Origin of the sequence: Mycobacterium sp. E2479 (genome assembly GCF_001667925.1) — a bacterium.
Lineage (GTDB): Bacteria > Actinomycetota > Actinomycetes > Mycobacteriales > Mycobacteriaceae > Mycobacterium.
The window spans coordinates 26,569-42,179 of record NZ_LZJR01000025.1; the positions used below are offsets into that span (position 1 = coordinate 26,569).

15 protein-coding genes and 1 pseudogene are annotated in these 15,611 nt (G+C 67.4%); 7 read left to right on the forward strand and 9 right to left on the reverse strand.

The annotated features are described in order from the left end of the window. Positions 1 to 25: 25 nt before the first annotated feature. A complete protein-coding gene (locus tag A5686_RS03010) occupies positions 26 to 634 on the forward strand; it encodes a TetR/AcrR family transcriptional regulator (protein ID WP_067930849.1) in 609 nt (202 codons plus the stop codon). A 135-nt stretch (positions 635 to 769) separates the two neighbouring features. Here A5686_RS03010 and A5686_RS03015 read toward each other — a convergent pair whose 3' ends face one another. Then, on the reverse strand, positions 770 to 1,717 hold the full coding sequence (locus tag A5686_RS03015) for a PHB depolymerase family esterase (RefSeq protein WP_067930850.1): 948 nt from the start codon (positions 1,715 to 1,717) through the stop codon (positions 770 to 772). Between the two features lie 74 nt (positions 1,718 to 1,791). On the opposite strand from A5686_RS03015, the gene A5686_RS03020 reads away from it, so the two are divergent. Both A5686_RS03020 and A5686_RS03025 read left to right on the forward strand, forming a co-directional pair. Then, positions 1,792 to 2,250, forward strand: a complete 459-nt coding sequence (locus A5686_RS03020; protein ID WP_067930853.1) for a MarR family winged helix-turn-helix transcriptional regulator — start codon at positions 1,792 to 1,794, stop codon at positions 2,248 to 2,250. Between the two features lie 76 nt (positions 2,251 to 2,326). Continuing rightward, positions 2,327 to 2,596 carry a DUF4242 domain-containing protein gene (locus tag A5686_RS03025; RefSeq protein WP_067930856.1) on the forward strand — a complete coding sequence of 90 codons (270 nt, stop codon included), beginning with the start codon at positions 2,327 to 2,329 and terminating at the stop codon, positions 2,594 to 2,596. 7 nt (positions 2,597 to 2,603) lie between these two features. Here the strand turns inward: A5686_RS03025 and A5686_RS28260 are convergent, their stop codons facing one another. After that, a complete protein-coding gene (locus tag A5686_RS28260; RefSeq protein WP_067930859.1) occupies positions 2,604 to 5,504 on the reverse strand; it encodes a helix-turn-helix transcriptional regulator in 2,901 nt (966 codons plus the stop codon). A 155-nt stretch (positions 5,505 to 5,659) separates the two neighbouring features. Between A5686_RS28260 and A5686_RS03035 the strand changes: the two genes are divergently transcribed. Then, a complete protein-coding gene (locus A5686_RS03035; RefSeq protein WP_067930862.1) occupies positions 5,660 to 7,036 on the forward strand; it encodes an FAD-binding oxidoreductase in 1,377 nt (458 codons plus the stop codon). 12 nt (positions 7,037 to 7,048) lie between these two features. Here A5686_RS03035 and A5686_RS03040 read toward each other — a convergent pair whose 3' ends face one another. The 5 genes and pseudogenes from A5686_RS03040 to A5686_RS26350 form a co-directional block, all read right to left on the reverse strand. Continuing rightward, the gene (locus A5686_RS03040) at positions 7,049 to 7,858 is read right to left on the reverse strand and encodes a polysaccharide deacetylase family protein (RefSeq protein ID WP_067930865.1); all 810 of its coding nucleotides are present in this window, start codon (positions 7,856 to 7,858) and stop codon (positions 7,049 to 7,051) included. Positions 7,859 to 8,110: 252 nt separating this feature from the next. Beyond that, positions 8,111 to 9,511 (reverse strand): alpha/beta hydrolase family protein, encoded by a 1,401-nt coding sequence (locus tag A5686_RS03045; protein ID WP_067930868.1) that lies wholly within the window; start codon positions 9,509 to 9,511, stop codon positions 8,111 to 8,113. Positions 9,512 to 9,684: 173 nt separating this feature from the next. Next, the gene (locus A5686_RS03050) at positions 9,685 to 11,970 is read right to left on the reverse strand and encodes a cation-translocating P-type ATPase (RefSeq protein WP_067930871.1); all 2,286 of its coding nucleotides are present in this window, start codon (positions 11,968 to 11,970) and stop codon (positions 9,685 to 9,687) included. Next, a complete protein-coding gene (locus tag A5686_RS03055) occupies positions 11,967 to 12,179 on the reverse strand; it encodes a heavy-metal-associated domain-containing protein (protein WP_067930873.1) in 213 nt (70 codons plus the stop codon). The genes A5686_RS03050 and A5686_RS03055 overlap by 4 nt, the downstream gene beginning before the upstream one ends. A 120-nt stretch (positions 12,180 to 12,299) precedes the next feature. Then, a pseudogene (locus A5686_RS26350) lies at positions 12,300 to 12,455 on the reverse strand (SDR family mycofactocin-dependent oxidoreductase); the annotation flags it as partial. 152 nt (positions 12,456 to 12,607) lie between these two features. Between A5686_RS26350 and A5686_RS03060 the strand changes: the two are divergent. After that, positions 12,608 to 13,078: an SRPBCC family protein gene (locus tag A5686_RS03060; RefSeq protein WP_067930876.1), complete on the forward strand. Its 471-nt coding sequence runs from the start codon at positions 12,608 to 12,610 to the stop codon at positions 13,076 to 13,078. On the opposite strand, the gene A5686_RS03065 is transcribed toward A5686_RS03060, so the two are convergent. Beyond that, complete coding sequence (locus A5686_RS03065; protein WP_067930878.1) at positions 13,079 to 13,636, reverse strand: pyridoxamine 5'-phosphate oxidase family protein; 558 nt, start codon at positions 13,634 to 13,636, stop codon at positions 13,079 to 13,081. Positions 13,637 to 13,709: 73 nt separating this feature from the next. Here A5686_RS03065 and A5686_RS03070 point away from each other — a divergent pair, with 73 nt between their 5' ends. Together A5686_RS03070 and A5686_RS03075 are read left to right on the forward strand one after the other, a co-directional pair. Next, positions 13,710 to 14,408 carry a TetR/AcrR family transcriptional regulator gene (locus tag A5686_RS03070; RefSeq protein WP_082947444.1) on the forward strand — a complete coding sequence of 233 codons (699 nt, stop codon included), beginning with the start codon at positions 13,710 to 13,712 and terminating at the stop codon, positions 14,406 to 14,408. Between the two features lie 69 nt (positions 14,409 to 14,477). Further along, on the forward strand, positions 14,478 to 14,963 hold the full coding sequence (locus tag A5686_RS03075) for a YkgB family protein (RefSeq protein ID WP_067930881.1): 486 nt from the start codon (positions 14,478 to 14,480) through the stop codon (positions 14,961 to 14,963). Here A5686_RS03075 and A5686_RS03080 read toward each other — a convergent pair. After that, positions 14,925 to 15,611, reverse strand: a 687-nt coding sequence (locus A5686_RS03080) for a TetR/AcrR family transcriptional regulator (RefSeq protein ID WP_231986264.1), incomplete at its 5' end; no start/stop codon positions are given. The genes A5686_RS03075 and A5686_RS03080 overlap by 39 nt on opposite strands.

The window sequence follows — 15,611 nt, forward strand, 5'->3', positions numbered from 1 at the left end:
TGTTCGTAAGTTACCAACAGGTTGTATGGAAATCAAGAGACGGACCCAGGAAGAGCGCTCCGCGGCGACCCGCGACGCGCTGATCGCCGCTGCCCGCCGGCTGTGGGGGCAGCGTGGTTACGCCGAGGTGGGGACGCCGGAGATCGCCGCCGCCGCCGGGGTGACCCGAGGTGCGATGTACCACCAATTCGCCGACAAGGCAGCGCTATTCCGCGAGGTCGTCGAGGTTGTCGAGCAGGACGTGATGGCGCGGATGGCCGTTGTGGTGGCCGAGTCCGGAGCCACCACGCCGGCGGAGGCGGTCCGGGCCGCGGTCGACGCATGGCTCGACGTCTCCGGCGATCCCGAAGTACGCCAGTTGATCCTGCTGGATGCGCCCAGCGTGCTCGGCTGGGCCGAATTCCGCGATGTCGCCCAGCGTTACAGCCTGGGCATGACCGAGCAGATGCTCACCGAGGCGATCCGGGCCGGCCAACTGGCCGAGCAGCCGGTCCGTCCGTTGGCGCACGTGCTGATCGGCGCGCTCGACGAGGCGGCCATGGTCATCGCGACCGCTGACGACCCGAAACGGACCCGCCGGGAAACCGGACAGGTGCTACACCGGCTCATCGGCGCAATGTTCGACGCGCGGTAAGGTTCGGCGGCGGCCGCCGACCGAAACCCTCGGGCCGCGTGGGCGCGGCGTGCATCAATGGAGCGCGGGTCCGGAAACGGAACGACGTGGTGACCGGGCGCGCCGGCATGGTCTCGATCTCGGAGATGGCTTGGGCTACCGATGTTTCTGGCTGAAGAATCGCCAGATGGTGTCCGTTGCATCGAGCGCCGTCGACGGCGCCGGAATTCCGGCGACCTTTTCAGCCAGGGGACTCGGCTCGCCGCCGGGCCATTGATGGCCGGCCCCGGCCACCGAAATCAGCTCCACCGTACGCCCGTCGGCACAGTCCGCCGTCTGCGTTGTCACGGCGCCCGAGGTGGTTGAGTTCGGCGCTCGGCATCCGTCGATGGCGCGCCAGGTGGCGTTGACGGATTCTGCCGATGGCCCGTCGACGCGCGGAGATCCGTTGGCCGCGACGGCTTTTCCAGCGCCGCCGTCATACGGGACTCTGTCGTCGGCGGTGCCGTGGATCTGTAGAACCGATGCCGGCCGTGCCCCAGAGCAGTCCGTCAGCAGGGTGCCGGCCACCGGGGCGATCGCCGCGAAAGTATCAGACTGACAGCCCATTCGAAGTGCCATCATGGCGCCGTTCGACATACCGGTGACATAGATACGCGCGCGATCGACCGGGATTTCCTGTCCGATGGCGCCGACCATGGCGTTGATGAAGCCGACGTCGTCGGTGTTGAGGTGTCCGGGTTCGCCACAACAGGTTCCGGCGTTCCATGCCCGGTTGAGGCCGTCGGGGTAGGCGACCAGGAAATGCCCGTTATCGGCCTCGGCGTCCCAGTGGTAGTAGCGCTCGGCCTGCGCGCCGTTACCAAAGCCACCGTGCAGCATGACCACCACCGGCACGGCGTCGGCCAACCCCGGGGGTCGGTACAGGTGGAAGGCCCGGCTGATGCCGCCCGACTGGATTCTGTGTGTAGATTGCCCGACCGGGATCGATTGCGAGTCAGGCGTGCCGAGTGCGTGGCCGCCGCAGCCAAGGCTTACGCCCAGCACGGCAGCCAGGACGGCGATGAGGCTGACGCTGACGGCCCGGCCATGAAGCGATCGCATGCCGTCATCGTGGCAGCCGATGTTGCATTTGACAAGTAACTTGTCAATCTCCGTCGGGATGGCACACTCGTTTCATGCGACGCCCTCTGCAGCCCGATTGGCAGCCCACCGTGCCCGCACTGGTGAATCTGCTGGCCGCGTCGGGGGGGCCGCGATTGCGGGCGGCGTTTGCCGCGACGGGACTTGACGGGATCCGCCCGGCGCAAGCGGGCGCGCTCGTGCCGCTGGCTGCCGGCGGGCTGCACGCATCGGAGCTCGCCGATCGACTCCAAGTGACCCGGCAGGCGGTCGCCCAGGCGATCGCCGGGCTGGAGCGGCATGGCTACGTCACCCGAGTGCCCAATCCCTTAGACGCGCGAGCCCGAATCATCGAGCTGACACCGAGGGGCCGACAGGCCCTGCGTGTAATGCGTTCGAACGCGGTCGCTTTGGAGCGGCGATGGGAACGGGTCCTGGGTCGGCAGCGAATGGGTGAACTGCGCGAGACCTTACAGATGTTGCTCGCCGATCCCGGCGAGGCGGCTGGGGAGTGACACCCGCGGGAATTTCTATGTCGCGATTGACGCTGAGACCTTAGGCTCGACCCAACACAGTGAACAGGAGTCCGCCGTGCCCATCTTCATGGTCGAGCGCAACTTCGCCGAGGAACTGGAACCGGACCTCGAAGTTGCCGACGGTATCAACCGGATCAACGACGAAGCGGGCGTTCGCTGGATGTACTCGTTCCTGTCGGCGGACAAACGAAAGACCTACTGCCTGTATGAGGCGCCGTCACCGGAGGCCATCAGATTGGCGGCCGCACGCGCAGGCCTACCTGCCGACTCCGTCGTCGAAGTAAAAGAGCGGTTGACGCCGGACGGGGCCCTGTCCGAAATCTGAGGACACGCTACCCGAGAAGCTCGTGATCTGAGGCGTACATCGCCGCCTGCGTGCGGTTCGCCGCCCCCGTCTTGATCAGGATGTTGCGTACATGGTTTGCGGCGGTGTTGGTGCTGATGAAAAGGCGTTCGCCGATCGCCCGGTTGCTCAACCCCTCAGCTAGTAGCCGCAGCACCTCAACCTCCCGCTCGGTGAGGCCGTCCGGACCAGTTGTCCGCAGCGAATCCACCAGCTCGACGACCCGGGTCTGGCCGATTGCACCGGCGATTGCGCGCGTCTCGTCGGCCAGGCGGCGGGCGTCCTCGGTGCGACCGCACGCCGCCTCGAACATCGTCTGCCGGGCAAGGGTCTCGGCGATATGCACCACCGATCCCATCCGGCGATCCATCTCGATCGCGGCGGCGAAGTGCCGCTCGGCCGCGGCGACGTCCCCGCAGAGCGCCGCCATCCGGGCCAGATATCGGTCGGCGCTGCCGAACAGCGCGACGAACTGGCCCGCCACCAAATTCTTTCCGGCATAACGCGCGACGAATGGGCGCAGCGCGTGGACCGCTTCACGGTGCGACAGCTCCAAGGCCGCCTCGACCATGAACACCAGTTCCATCGGCCACTGCGCGTCCTCGAGGCGGTCGCCGAGGTTGCGGTTGAGCAGTTGGTTGAGCGCACGGGTCATCCCCCGTTCGCAGTTGAGCTCGGTATATAAGGCAAGCAGGCCGGGCACCCAGCGGCCGGTGAACGTCTCACTGCCGTCAATGAACCTGCCGAACTTCTTCAGGTCGCCGGTCTCACGGCGAATCATGAACATCTGCACCCCGTTCGAGCCTTCGGTGTCGTCGGCGCCGAATAAATCGCCTGTGTGCAAAGCGATGTCGGCCCAGCGTTCGGCGCCGGTGAAGTCGCCGCGCAGGTAGGCCAGCGCCTGCTCCATGCAGGCGCCGACAAACCCGAAAGCCGGTTGCCCGCACGCCTGGGCCGCGCGCCGCATGTCGGCCGTCGCAGCGGCAAGGCCATCGGGGCGGCCGGCCAGGTAGCTGACCAGGGCGTGGAAATGTGACGCCGCGCCCAATGACTCGTAATCGCGACGCGACAACGCCATCTTGGAGACCTCGGCCGAGCGCCGCTCCTGGATTTCGCTCATCTCGGGCGTGAGGCCTTGCCACAGGCTAGTTTTCAGCGTATGCAGGAGCACTGCGCCGTCGTTGACGGCCCGTGCCCGCGCGATCGCGTCGGCGCCGACCTCGCGGGCTCGCGCCGCTTCGCCGGCGAAGGCCAGCGCTCGCCCGAAGCTGGCGAGCGCCTGCACGTAGCGCGGGTCGTCGGCTTGCAGTCCGCAGGATTCCAGCGCCGCCGCGAGCAAGTCGGCCGCCTTCGAATTCGCCTGCGCTGGCCGCCAATTAGCTTCCTCGTAGCCTACGGCGGCCTCCAGCCGCATCAGTGGATCGTCCATCGCGCCGATGCGTTCGTAGATGACCCGTGCCCGCGCGAACGAGCCGCCGCGCACGTGGTTGGCGGCGGCGTCAAGGTGCAAGCGGGCGCGTTCGGTGAGATTGAGCTCCGGCAGCGACGCTGCCCGCTCGAACCACTTCGCCGCGTCCTCGTAGGCCAAACTCTGCTCGGCCATCCGGGCCGCCCGGCGCGCGTACCGCAGCGCCTGCTCGTGATAGCCCAGCACGTGCGCGGTCAGGAAGTGATGGGCCAGGCGCGGAACGAGCGACGGGTCGGCGCGGCCCTCGAGCGCCTCGGCGGCGCGCGCGTGCATGACCCGCAGCCGCGAGGCCGCCATCCCGCCGAGAACCGACTCACGGGTCAGCGCGTGGACGAACGCGAATTCACCGTCGGAGTCGTGAACCGCGCGGACCAGCCCGACGGCCTCGGCTGAATCGATCGCCGCCAGTGTCGCGCCGACCTCCGTGTCACACGTCGAGATGAGCGCCGGGAGGTCGAACGTCTGGCCCAGCACGGCCGCCTGCTCGATGACCGCGCGCACGCCGGTACCCAGTCCGGCAAGGCGGCGGGCGATCGCGTCGCCGATCGAGGCGGGGACCGTCTGCTGCGTGCTCAATGTGGCCAGGCCGCCGCGGATTTCAAGGTCGTTGACCAGTTCGGTCAAGAAGAACGGATTGCCGCCGGTTCTCTCCCGCAGCATCGCGGCGGCCGTGCGTGCCGACGCCGGGGCCAGCTGCTGGGTCCGCGCCACGAACTCGGCGATCGCCTCGGTGTCGAGGCCCGCAAGGTCCAGGCGCCGCACCCCGTCGAACCGGTGCAGCTCGGCCAGCCGGGCCGCGAGATCATCGGACCGGTCGGGCTCGGTCGTGCGGAACGTGACCACCACCAGGACCCGCACATCGGAGCAGCCGATCAGCACGTGCTCGAGCAGCGCGAGCGTAGGCAGCTGCGCCCAGTGCAGGTCGTCGAGTATCAACGCGACCGGGCGATCGACCGCCAGCCGGCGCAGAAAGCCGGTGAACGCGTCGAACAGAGCCTGCCGTTGCACCCCGACATCGGGCGCCGGGCCGACGTCGGGCAAGTGCCGCCCCACCAGCGCTGACAGCCGCCGCAGCTGCGGCCCTACGTCGTCCAGTAGCTCGGCCATCGAACCCGGCGGACCAGCGATCAGCAGCCGATCGAGCGCCTCGGCGAAGGGCGCGTAGGGCAGATCCTCATCCGCGGTCGAACCTCCCACCAGCACCGCGACGCCGTGGTCGAACAGCGACCCGGCCACCTCCGCGGCCAGGCGCGTCTTGCCGGCCCCGGGTTCACCGCCGATGAAGACCGCCTGGCGGTTGCCCCGCTCCACCCGTTCCCAGGCCTGCTCGAACACCGCGAGTTCCGCGGCGCGACCCACGAGTGGGCCACGGCGGCGAGCGATCAGTTCGGCCGGGAGCGGCGGCGGCACCCACAGCGCCATGCAAACAACGTAACCGCAGCGATCGGGTGGGTCGATAGTCAGATGTGACTATCGTGGAAAGCCTCGGAAATGCTCGGTTGTGGTCATGACGCGGGCTCACCGGCCTCGTAGCGTCGCGGCATCGACACTTGCGAGCAAACAAGGAGGTGTGGGCGATGAGCCTCACAACCGCAACCGATGAACTACGGGCCAGGCTCGGCTCGCAGGTAATCCTGCCCGACGACCCGGGATACGACGAGGCGCGCGCCGTGCACAACGGCATGATCGACAAGCGGCCGGCGGTGATCGCGCGCTGCGGATCTGCCGCGGATGTCACCGCCGCCATAGAATTCGCGCGCGCCCGCAACCTGGATGTCGCCGTGCGCGGGGGCGGCCACAACGGGCCGGGGTTCGGCACCGTCGATGGCGGGCTGGTTATCGACCTGTCGCCGATGAACCGGGTCGACGTGGACGCCGACAGGCGCACCGCCCGGGTCGAAGGTGGCGCAACGTGGGCTCAAGTGGACGGGGCGACGCACGCACACGGTTTGGCGGCTCCTTCGGGCATCATCTCGAGCACCGGGGTTGGGGGCCTGACCCTCGGCGGCGGTCATGGTTACCTGTCTCGCAAACATGGCTTGACCATCGACAACCTGGTGGAGGCCGAGCTGGTGCTGGCAGACGGTCGCGTGGTGCGGGCGTCCGAATCCGAGCACCCAAACCTGTTCTGGGCGCTGCGCGGGGGCGGCGGAAACTTCGGCGTGGCTACGTCTTTCACGTTCCGGCTCCATCCCGTGCACACAGTGATCTGTGGTCCCACCGCCTGGCCCGCATCGGCCACCGCTGACATCCTCAATTGGTACCGCGAGTTCATCCCGGCACAGGACGATGATCTCTACGGATTCTTCGCGGCGATGACCGTCCCTCCCGTGGCGCCGTTCCCGGAGGCGTTCCACTTGCAGAAGGCCTGTGCCGTGGTCTGGTGCTACACGGGTGATCCCGCGGCCGCCGAGGAGGTGTTCGCGCCGGTGCGCCAAATGGAACCAGCCTTCGACGGTCTCGGTGCCGCGCCCTTCCCCGCGCTGCAGTCCACCTTCGATGGCCTGTATCCCAAAGGGCTGCAATGGTATTGGCGAGGAGACTTTTTCCGGACGATCGCCGACGGCGCGGTTGCCGCCCACGCCCGCTTCACGGAGGAATTGCCGACCATGCACTCCACGATGCACCTGTACCCCATCGACGGCGCGGTCCACCGGGTCGGCCAGACAGACACGGCATGGGCCTACCGGAACGTGAACTTTTCGCAAGTCATCGCCGGAGTGGACCCCGATCCCGCGAACGCCGAACTGTTGAAACACTGGGCCGTCGACTACTGGGACGCCACCCACCCGTACTCGGCCGGCGGTGCCTATGTGAACTTCATGATGGACGAGGGACAAGAGCGGGTCCGGGCGACCTACGGTCCGAATTACCAGCGGCTTACCGAAATCAAGGCGCAATACGATCCCGGCAACCTCTTCCACATCAACCAGAACATCCGTCCGGCCCGATGAATTGCGCAGGGTCTACGGCGTTTTGAGGAAGACGTCGTTGAGGGTGACGGTGCGCAGGTTGCGCTCGCGGATGGTGTCGACGAGTTGCGGATAGACATGCGTCACCGGCAGATGATTGAGGTGGCCGATGACGATGGCCTGCGGCGTGAAGTACTGATCGGCCATCTGCACGATGTACTCCTCGGTGATCAACGTTGAATCCGACAGCGAGCCCGACCACAGGGTGGGGACCTTGTAGCCGAGGTCGGCGGCGACCGCGTCCACGGCGGCGTTGCGCTTCGCGTAGGGCGGCCGCCAATACGGTTTCGCGCCGATGCCGTACGTGTTCTTCAGGAACGCATCATTGCGCGAGAGCTGTTCGGCGACTTGCTCTTTCGGCAGGGTGGTCATATCCGGATGCGACCAGGTGTGGTTGCCGAGTTGGATCTGCCCGCTGTCGACCAATGGTCGAAGCAGGTCGAGGTTTTCGGTCCACGAGTCGTAAATCCCGTTGACGAAATAGGTCAGCCGTACGCCGGTGTCCTTGGCGAACTGCGTGTAGGCCCGCACCACCTCGCCGTTGACGCCGTCGTCGACGGTGAGCGCGAGCAGATCACCCTCGCCGGGGATTTTCGTCAGGGCCCCGCCGCCGGGCAGCGGGATGCGGGCACTGAGCGGCGGGGGCGGCAACAGGGCCTGTGGGGCGGTCGGGCCGGAAGTCGCTATGTCGGCCGCCGCGCTTTGGGCAAACGTGCGGGGCTGCGGATCGACGATGAGCCGCGCAGCGCCTACGCCGGCGACGACTGACGCGGCGAGCGATCCCAGGAACTGGCGGCGGTTCATGACTGACAAGCGAGTGCGTCGATCACATGATCACGCGGTGACAGAAATAGCGAATTCAGCCCGAGTATTCGCCCGCTCATCGTGGCAGGCGCACCAGACGGGTCCCCGCAGGAACCGCCACCGGTGCAAAACATCAAGGCCACAGCCGCGAACCGTACCATTCGCCGTGCCCAGATGTCGGCTTCGTCACGGGAGGGTCAGCTGTGAATATTGCCGAGCTCGATTGTCACCGATGCAAGCCGACCGGCGAAATCAACGCGGTTCGGCAACCGTCCGTTGCGGCAGCTGCACCGGTTCGGCATTCGGCGTGCCCAGCGTCGAGGCCAGCCAGGGCAGTGCCGTGGCAAACGCTTGCGCCGCGAACGGCCAGTCGTGCTTGCCCGGCTGGGTGATCACCGCGCAGGCGATGCCGTTGGCGGCGCCGACGGCGCACAGCGTGTGCGCCGCGACATCCTGTCCTTCCGGGTTGGCCGCCGGATCACTGCTGGACGCAATGAGGGCGGGACTGCCTTCCGGCGCGACGTCGTGTGCACCGTCGGACCCAGGCACGTCGAACCATCCCGACAGGTCGTCGTAGTGACCGTGCTTCGTCATCACCGTGACCGGGTCGAAGGCGGCCCAGGCGTCGTGATTGCCGCCGAACAAGCGGGCCACGGTTTGATCCGCTGAGCCGCCGTTGGGCCCGCGATCGCCCGCGATGTCCACGAACGCCCTGAACAGCTCCGGGTGCATGACGGCCAGGTCTACGGCGCAGGTACCGCCCATTGACCATCCGGCGACGCCCCAGTTGGCCCGGTCGGCGCTGACGCCGAAGTTCGACACCATGAAGGGCTTGATGTCCTTCGTCAGATGATCGGCGGCATTGCCCCGGGTGCCGTTGACGCATTCGGTGTCGTTGTCGAAGGAACCGGTGGGATCGACGAACACCAGCACCGGGGAGAACCCGTGGTGCGCGGCGGCGAAGTTGTCGATGGCGGTGAAGGCGCCGCCGGGGCCCAGCCAGTCGGCCGGGGTGTTGAAGGCGGAGCTGACCATCATGACCGCCGGCAGCCGCGGTGGCGGGTTGCTGTTGAACCATGCGGGAGGCAGATACACCAATTCTCGGCGGTGAGCGAAGTGGGAGCCAGAAGGGCCGTTGCCGTCGATGTCTACCGGCACCACCACGCCCTTGGTCGGCCTGGTCCCGGCGACCTGCATCTCGGTGACCCGGAGTCGGTCTATTTGGTCGGGCAGCGGCACGGACGTCAGTTGGTTCCACGCGGCGAGTGCCGTCGGGAAGTAGCCGACCCAGCCGTTGAGCGCCATGCCCGCGCACAGGACGCACAGCGGTATCGCCAGCACCGCCACCGCCCGCCGCCACCAGCGAATTCCCCGCCAGCCCACCAAAAACACCGCGGCGGCCAGGCCGCTCATCGCGATCCAGAGCCACAGCGTCGTCGGTGCCGGGTCGCCGGCCACCCCGAGCGAGGTGATGTACCACCGGGCCAGCATGGTCACCGCGACGGCCGCCATCACCGCCACCGGCAGTACCCGCTTGAGCCAGCTCGGTGAGCGCCATTGGATCGCGACAACCACGACGAGCAGAGCCAGGCCCTGCACGGCGGGCGGAAACCAGCCGTGCAACAGGGACAGTTTTCCGAAGAACTGCTCCAACGGTCGTGACCTTCGCTATATCGATCGCTGCGCGCGGGTGAGGTGAGTTTCGAGGGGCCGGTCGGCGTCACCGAAGGCGGCGGCCGGACCAACTATCCCATACGATCGCGGCCCGCCCCCCGACCGTTTCCGCGTGTGGGCCCACCAGATCCGCGTGGCCCGCGTTCTCCATTTCACGCGTCTGCGGTGACGCTGGTGAACGAGCGCAGCCGCAGGCTGTTTGCGACGACCAGAAGGCTCGAGGCCGCCATCGCGGCGCCGGCGAACATCGGGTTGAGCATGCCGAGCGCGGCCACGGGGATCGCGGCGACGTTGTACCCGAACGCCCACAGCAAGTTGGTTTTGATGGTGGCCAGCGTTTGCCGAGAGAGCCGGATGGCGTCGACGGCGGCGCGCAGGTCACCACGGATGACCGTGAGGTCGGCGGCCTGGATCGCCACGTCGGTGCCGGTGCCCATGGCCAGGCCCAGGTCGGCGGCGGCCAGCGCCGCGGCGTCGTTGACGCCGTCACCGACCATGGCGACCACCTTGCCCTCGGATTGCAGGCGTTCGACGGCGGCCACCTTATCGGCGGGCGTCGCATCGGCGATGACCTGCGCGATGCCGAGTTCGCCGGCGATGCGGGCGGCGACGGTGGCGTTGTCGCCCGTCAGCAACACCGGCGTCAGGCCCAGGCCGGTGAACCGCCGCACCGCCTCGGCGCTCGACGGTTTGAACGTGTCGGCGATCACCAGGATGCCCCGGGTCAGGCCGTCCCAGCCGACGGTCACCGCGGTCTTGCCCTCGCTCTCGGCGCGGGCCTTGGCCGCGGACAGGCTGGCGTCGAGGGGCATTCCGCATTCGGTCAACAGGCTCTCGCGTCCGACGACGACGTGGCGACCGTCGACGGTGCCCCGCACGCCCCTGCCGTTGACGCCGGTGAAGTCGGTGGGTGACGGTAGCGCGCCGAGTTGCGCTGCGGCACCGCGCGCGATTGCTTGCGCGACGGGATGCTCGGAGGCGTCTTCCAGGGCGCCGGCGTAGCGCAGCAGAGCGGCGCGGTCGGTATCGGCGCCGGCGATCAGGTCGACCAGGGTCATCTTGCCGGTGGTGACGGTGCCGGTCTTGTCGAGCACGATCGTGTCGACCTTGCGGGTCGACTCCAACACCTCGGGCCCGTTGATGAGCACGCCGAGCTGCGCGGCGCGGCCGGTGCCGACCAGCAACGCGGTCGGAGTCGCCAGCCCCAGCGCGCACGGGCAGGCGATGATCAGCACCGCGACGGCCGCCGTCAGCGCGGTCGTGAGCGCGACGCCCGCCGCGAGCCAGCCGGCCAGGGTCGCCACGGCCAGCGCGATGACGACGGGCACGAACACCCGCGAGACGCGGTCGGCGAGGCGCTGTACCGGCGCCTTGCCGGATTGAGCCTGCTCGACGAGCTTGGCCATCTGCGCGAGCCGCGTGTCGTCGCCGACCCCGGTGGCGCGGACGACGAGCCGGCCGCCCGCGTTGACGGTGGCGCCGGTGACGGCGTCACCCTCGCCGACCTCGACCGGGAAGGACTCGCCGGTCAGCATGGAGGCGTCCACCGCCGACGAACCCGCGACGACGATCCCGTCAGTGGCGATCCGCTCCCCGGGACGCACGACGAACTCGTCGCCGATCGCGAGGTGTTCGATCGGGACACGGGCCTCGACCCCGTTGCGCAGCACGGCGACGTCCTTGGCGCCCAGTGTCATGAGCGTGCGCAGCGCGGCACCCGCCGTCCGCTTGGAACGCTTCTCGAAGTAGCGGCCGGCGAGGACGAACAGCGTTACACCCGCGGCGACTTCGAAGTAGACATGGCACGGGGCGTCGTCGCGCCCGACGGTCAGCTCGAAGGCATGCTGCATGCCCGGTTGGCCCGCCGTTCCGAAAAGCAGGGCGTAAATCGACCACAGGAATGCCGCCAGGGTGCCGAGCGAGACGAGGGTGTCCATGGTGGCCACCCCGTGTTTGAGGTTGTTCCAGGCGGCCGCGTGGAACGTCCGGCCGCACCATACGACGACCGGAGCGGTCAGGGCCAGCGAGACCCAATGCCAGTGCGGGAATTGCAGCGCGGGGAACATGGCCATGGCAATGACCGGGCCGGCCAGGACGACGGCGGTGATCAGACGCCGGCGCAGCGAGGTCAGCTCGGGATCATCCTGGCCGGCGCGGGCCCCGTCGTCGCGGCGCTGCGGCCGCGACGAGGCTGCGGCGTAACCGGCCTTCTCGATCTCGCCGATGAGAATCCGCACGTCGTAGCCCGCCGGAGCCGTAACGGCCGCCTTCTCGGTGGCGTAATTGACGGTCGCGGCGACGCCGTCGAGCTTGTTCAGCTTCTTCTCGATCCGGGCCGCACAGGAGGCGCAGGTCATTCCGGTGATTGCCAGCTCGATCCGGGTCGCCCCGGCACCGGAAAGGGCGCCCTCGTGGATTTCTCGCGGGGGCGTGCTCATGCGACCAAGACGGCCTCATAGCCGGCCTCGTCGACCGCGCCGAGCACGGCGTCGGCATCGATGGGCTGCGTACTGGTGACGACGAGCCTGCCGGTGGTGGCGCTGATCCTCACGTCGTCGACGCCGGGGATCTGGGCCACCTCGCTGCGGACTGCGGCCTCACAGTGCCCGCAGCTCATCCCGCTCACACGATATTCGCTGGTGGGCATGCCGCTCCTTCGCTATCCGCCGGCAGGTCTTGACCATTCCATTCTGCCCGCTCGGCGAAGCGGCCCGTTGCCGCAGGTGCGGTCCGCCGCGTGGGCGTAACACCTCACCTCAGACTCAGATCAGACATAGCCGACACCGATATCGACCGAAACCTGGCTTGCGGGGACCAATCTCGATTGGTCGGAGGCCAGCCAGGCGAAGGCGTCAGCGATGTCTTCGGGCTGGGCAATGCCGTCGGGCAACGGGGGCTTGTGCAGGCCCCGCAGATGCATGCCGTAGTCCCGTCGTCGTGTTGCGCGAAGAGGTCGCCGGGCCGACCACTCGGGGTTCTGGACGGCGTGCGTCGTGCTGTCTCCGGGGGTGCCGAACACTCCCAATCAGGAGAACGAGACCGGTTACGCTGCCGGGTAGCGGAAGGAGATTCTCAATGACCGTCACGGTTGTCGATCGAGGACCCCGACAGGTGAGCCGCAGGGTCGAGGTGGCCGCACCGGCCGCGGAGTTGTATGCCATGGTCGCCGATCCGCGCCGTCACCACGAACTCGACGGGTCTGGCACGGTGCGCGACAACATCAGTGTGCCCCCGCAACTCGTTGAGGGATCAAAGTTTTCGACGCACATGAAGATGTTCGGCGTTCCCTACCGGATCACCAGCACGATCACCGCGCTGACCCCGAACGAACTGGTCGAATGGCGTCATCCGTTGGGCCACCGCTGGCGGTGGGAATTCGAGGCGCTATCTCCGACGCAGACAACCGTCACCGAGACGTTTGACTACCGCGACGCCGGTGCGCTCAAGAACAAGCTGAAGTACTACGAGCGGATGGGTTTCGCCAAGGCGAACGCCTCGGGCATCGAAGCGACGCTGGGCAAGCTGCGTGACCGCTACGCGGGTTGATCAGCCCGCCGGATCGGCTGCGTCCCAAGGTATTACGCGGGACACCCAATGGCTGAGCTCCTTAGCTTGGTCGTTGCGATGCAGATGGCGCGGCGGCGTGGCAAAAGTGGAGTAGGGCCGGCAGCGGATGACCACCCGGTTTTCACGCTCGCACATTTCCCGGATGTGTGGGCGGGCGTCGTCGCCGAGTGGTTCACCGGACATCCGGCCACCAACCGCCATCATCACGTCGACTGTCAGATTCCGGTCTTGATCGATGGTGGCGTCGGCGTAGACCTGCAGGTACGCGAACGGCCATCGCTCGTCGAGGATGCACAGGCTCACCTTCGGCTCGCGTTCGACGCTGCGAGCCTTGCCGCGACCGGCCATGGTGGAGACCAGCAATTCGCCGGAGTCGGTGGGGATGTAGTAGACGATCGACATGGCAGGGCCGTCGTTGCGGCGGCGGTACCCGAACACGCAGGTGCGATGTGTGCGCACGAACTCGCGCCGTTCGGAGGGAAGCATGTCGCGATCGGTGGGAGCGGTGAAGGGCTCTGCCGCCAAGGGGAGGAGCATGGCGAAAGTTCCTTGCTGTCAGGGTGTTCGCGCACGTGTATTTACGGATACAGTGTGTTCATAATATGTCGAGATGTCAACCGGCAGGAACGCGACCTTGAATGATGTGAGCGACACCAATCCGCCGCGCCGTTCTCGCGGCCGCCCGCCCCTGCCGGTGGACCGCATCCTGGCCGCGGCGGTCGAACTCGTGGACGAACAAGGTCCCGAGGCGCTGTCCATGCGGTCGCTCGCGCAGCGCCTGGAGTCCGGTACCGCCACGCTGTACCGGCACTTCTCCAATCGGTCGCAGCTGGTCTCGCTGGTGATCGACCACATACTCGGGGAGGTCGACATCGACGCGGCAGAACTCGCAGCGTTGCCGTGGCAAGACGCTTGTACCTTGTTCGCGCAGCACATGTTCGAGGCGCTGAGCCGGCATGGCAATGCCGCGCCGCTATTGATCGAGTACACGCCAATGGGCCCGAATGCGTTGGCCAATCGTGAGCGCTGTTTGGCCGTTCTACTCGACAACGGTTTTCCGCCGGCGGTCGCGGCCCACGCATACGCGACGCTGGCGCGCTACGTCCTGGGCTTTGCGATACAGGTGTCTGCAGTGACGGCCCACGGCGATCGACGGGACGACGAACTCTCGGCGGAGTTTCGCAGGCTCGATCCGTCGCGCTTTCCCGCGACCGTCACCGTCTCCGATGACTTGCCAGTCCCGCTGGCCGACGAATTCGTGTTCGGGTTGCGGCTCATCGTCGCCGGCCTTGAGCGGTTGCGGATGTGAACGCTCTCGGGGCCTGAACCGTGGGTTGGGTGGTTGCTCGCGTTTCAGTTTCCGGAAGGACTTCGCCCGATGATCGAACGAACCTTGGCGCCACCCGCGGTGCCGGCACTGACCCGGTGGGGCCACATCGTCAGCCGCTACGGCCTGGTGCTCGTCTTGGCGTGGATCGGGGTGGGCAAGTACGTGAAAATGGAAGCGCGCGTGCTCATTCAGCACAGCCCCCTGATGAGCTGGGTCTATGACGTCTTCAGCGTCACCTTCGTCGCGCGCGCACTCGCAACGATGGAAATCGTTGCCGCCCTTCTCATCGCGCTACGACCTTGGTGGCCGCGGGCCTCGGCCGCGGGCAGCGCGCTGGCGGTGGTGCTGTTTGCGGGCACGCTGAGTTTCCTGTTCACCACGCCGGGGGTGGTCATGGCGTACGCCCACGGTCTTCCGGTGCTCTCGGCGCTGCCAGGCCAATTCCTGCTCAAGGATCTGGTTTTGCTCGGGGTGGCGTTGTGGACTCTGGGCGACTCACTGAGGGCCGTCGGTGAACAGCGTTCCCCGCAGTAGCCCCTTAGCCGAATCGAGCGTGGCGGCATAAGCGTCCGGGCCCAGACTGGCCGCTCGTTCCGTCAGACCGCGAGCCAACGCATGGAGCGCATTCACCGCGGCGCCCGCATCGGTGCCGGCGGGCAGCGCGCCCTGCGCCTGCGCATCATCGACGACCTCGGTGATGATGTCGCGCAACGCCTTCAATCCGGGGCGCTTCGACCGCCTGCCACCGCGGTGCTCGTGGCCGGCCAGCCCACCTTCGCGAAATGCGTCCGCGACGATGCCGTCGATGATCTCGCGGAAAGCGTGAAACTCGCCCGTCCTCGTGGCATCGACGGCAATCGCATTCTCCACCCGGATCACCCACTCGAACGCCGCCAGGTCGGGATATTCGCGCATCAGCCGGCCCGATTCGTCGAGGACCGCTTCCAATCGTGCGATCGCGTTGCCCGGGCGGGCGGCCGCCTGTCGCAGTCGCGGGACCGCGACGTCGGTCCGCGCGGCAACGGCGGCCTCCATCAGTTCGGCCTTGTTCGCAAAGTAGTTATAGAGGCTGGCACTGGTGACGTTCGCGGTACGGGCGATTTGACGAATCGTCGCCCGGGTATAGCCCACCGTGGCCACACACCGCATCGCCGCGGTGACGATTCGTGCCCGGGTCTGCTC

Coding starts and splice junctions, on each gene's coding strand:
- A5686_RS03010 (WP_067930849.1), top strand. CDS start 26: ATGGAAATCAAGAGACGGACCCAGGAAGAGCGCTCCGCGGCGACCCGC.
- A5686_RS03015 (WP_067930850.1), bottom strand. CDS start 1,717: ATGCGATCGCTTCATGGCCGGGCCGTCAGCGTCAGCCTCATCGCCGTC.
- A5686_RS03020 (WP_067930853.1), top strand. CDS start 1,792: ATGCGACGCCCTCTGCAGCCCGATTGGCAGCCCACCGTGCCCGCACTG.
- A5686_RS28260 (WP_067930859.1), bottom strand. CDS start 5,504: ATGGCGCTGTGGGTGCCGCCGCCGCTCCCGGCCGAACTGATCGCTCGC.
- A5686_RS03035 (WP_067930862.1), top strand. CDS start 5,660: ATGAGCCTCACAACCGCAACCGATGAACTACGGGCCAGGCTCGGCTCG.
- A5686_RS03040 (WP_067930865.1), bottom strand. CDS start 7,858: ATGAACCGCCGCCAGTTCCTGGGATCGCTCGCCGCGTCAGTCGTCGCC.
- A5686_RS03050 (WP_067930871.1), bottom strand. CDS start 11,970: ATGAGCACGCCCCCGCGAGAAATCCACGAGGGCGCCCTTTCCGGTGCC.
- A5686_RS03055 (WP_067930873.1), bottom strand. CDS start 12,179: ATGCCCACCAGCGAATATCGTGTGAGCGGGATGAGCTGCGGGCACTGT.
- A5686_RS03060 (WP_067930876.1), top strand. CDS start 12,608: ATGACCGTCACGGTTGTCGATCGAGGACCCCGACAGGTGAGCCGCAGG.
- A5686_RS03065 (WP_067930878.1), bottom strand. CDS start 13,636: ATGCTCCTCCCCTTGGCGGCAGAGCCCTTCACCGCTCCCACCGATCGC.
- A5686_RS03070 (WP_082947444.1), top strand. CDS start 13,710: ATGTCAACCGGCAGGAACGCGACCTTGAATGATGTGAGCGACACCAAT.
- A5686_RS03075 (WP_067930881.1), top strand. CDS start 14,478: ATGATCGAACGAACCTTGGCGCCACCCGCGGTGCCGGCACTGACCCGG.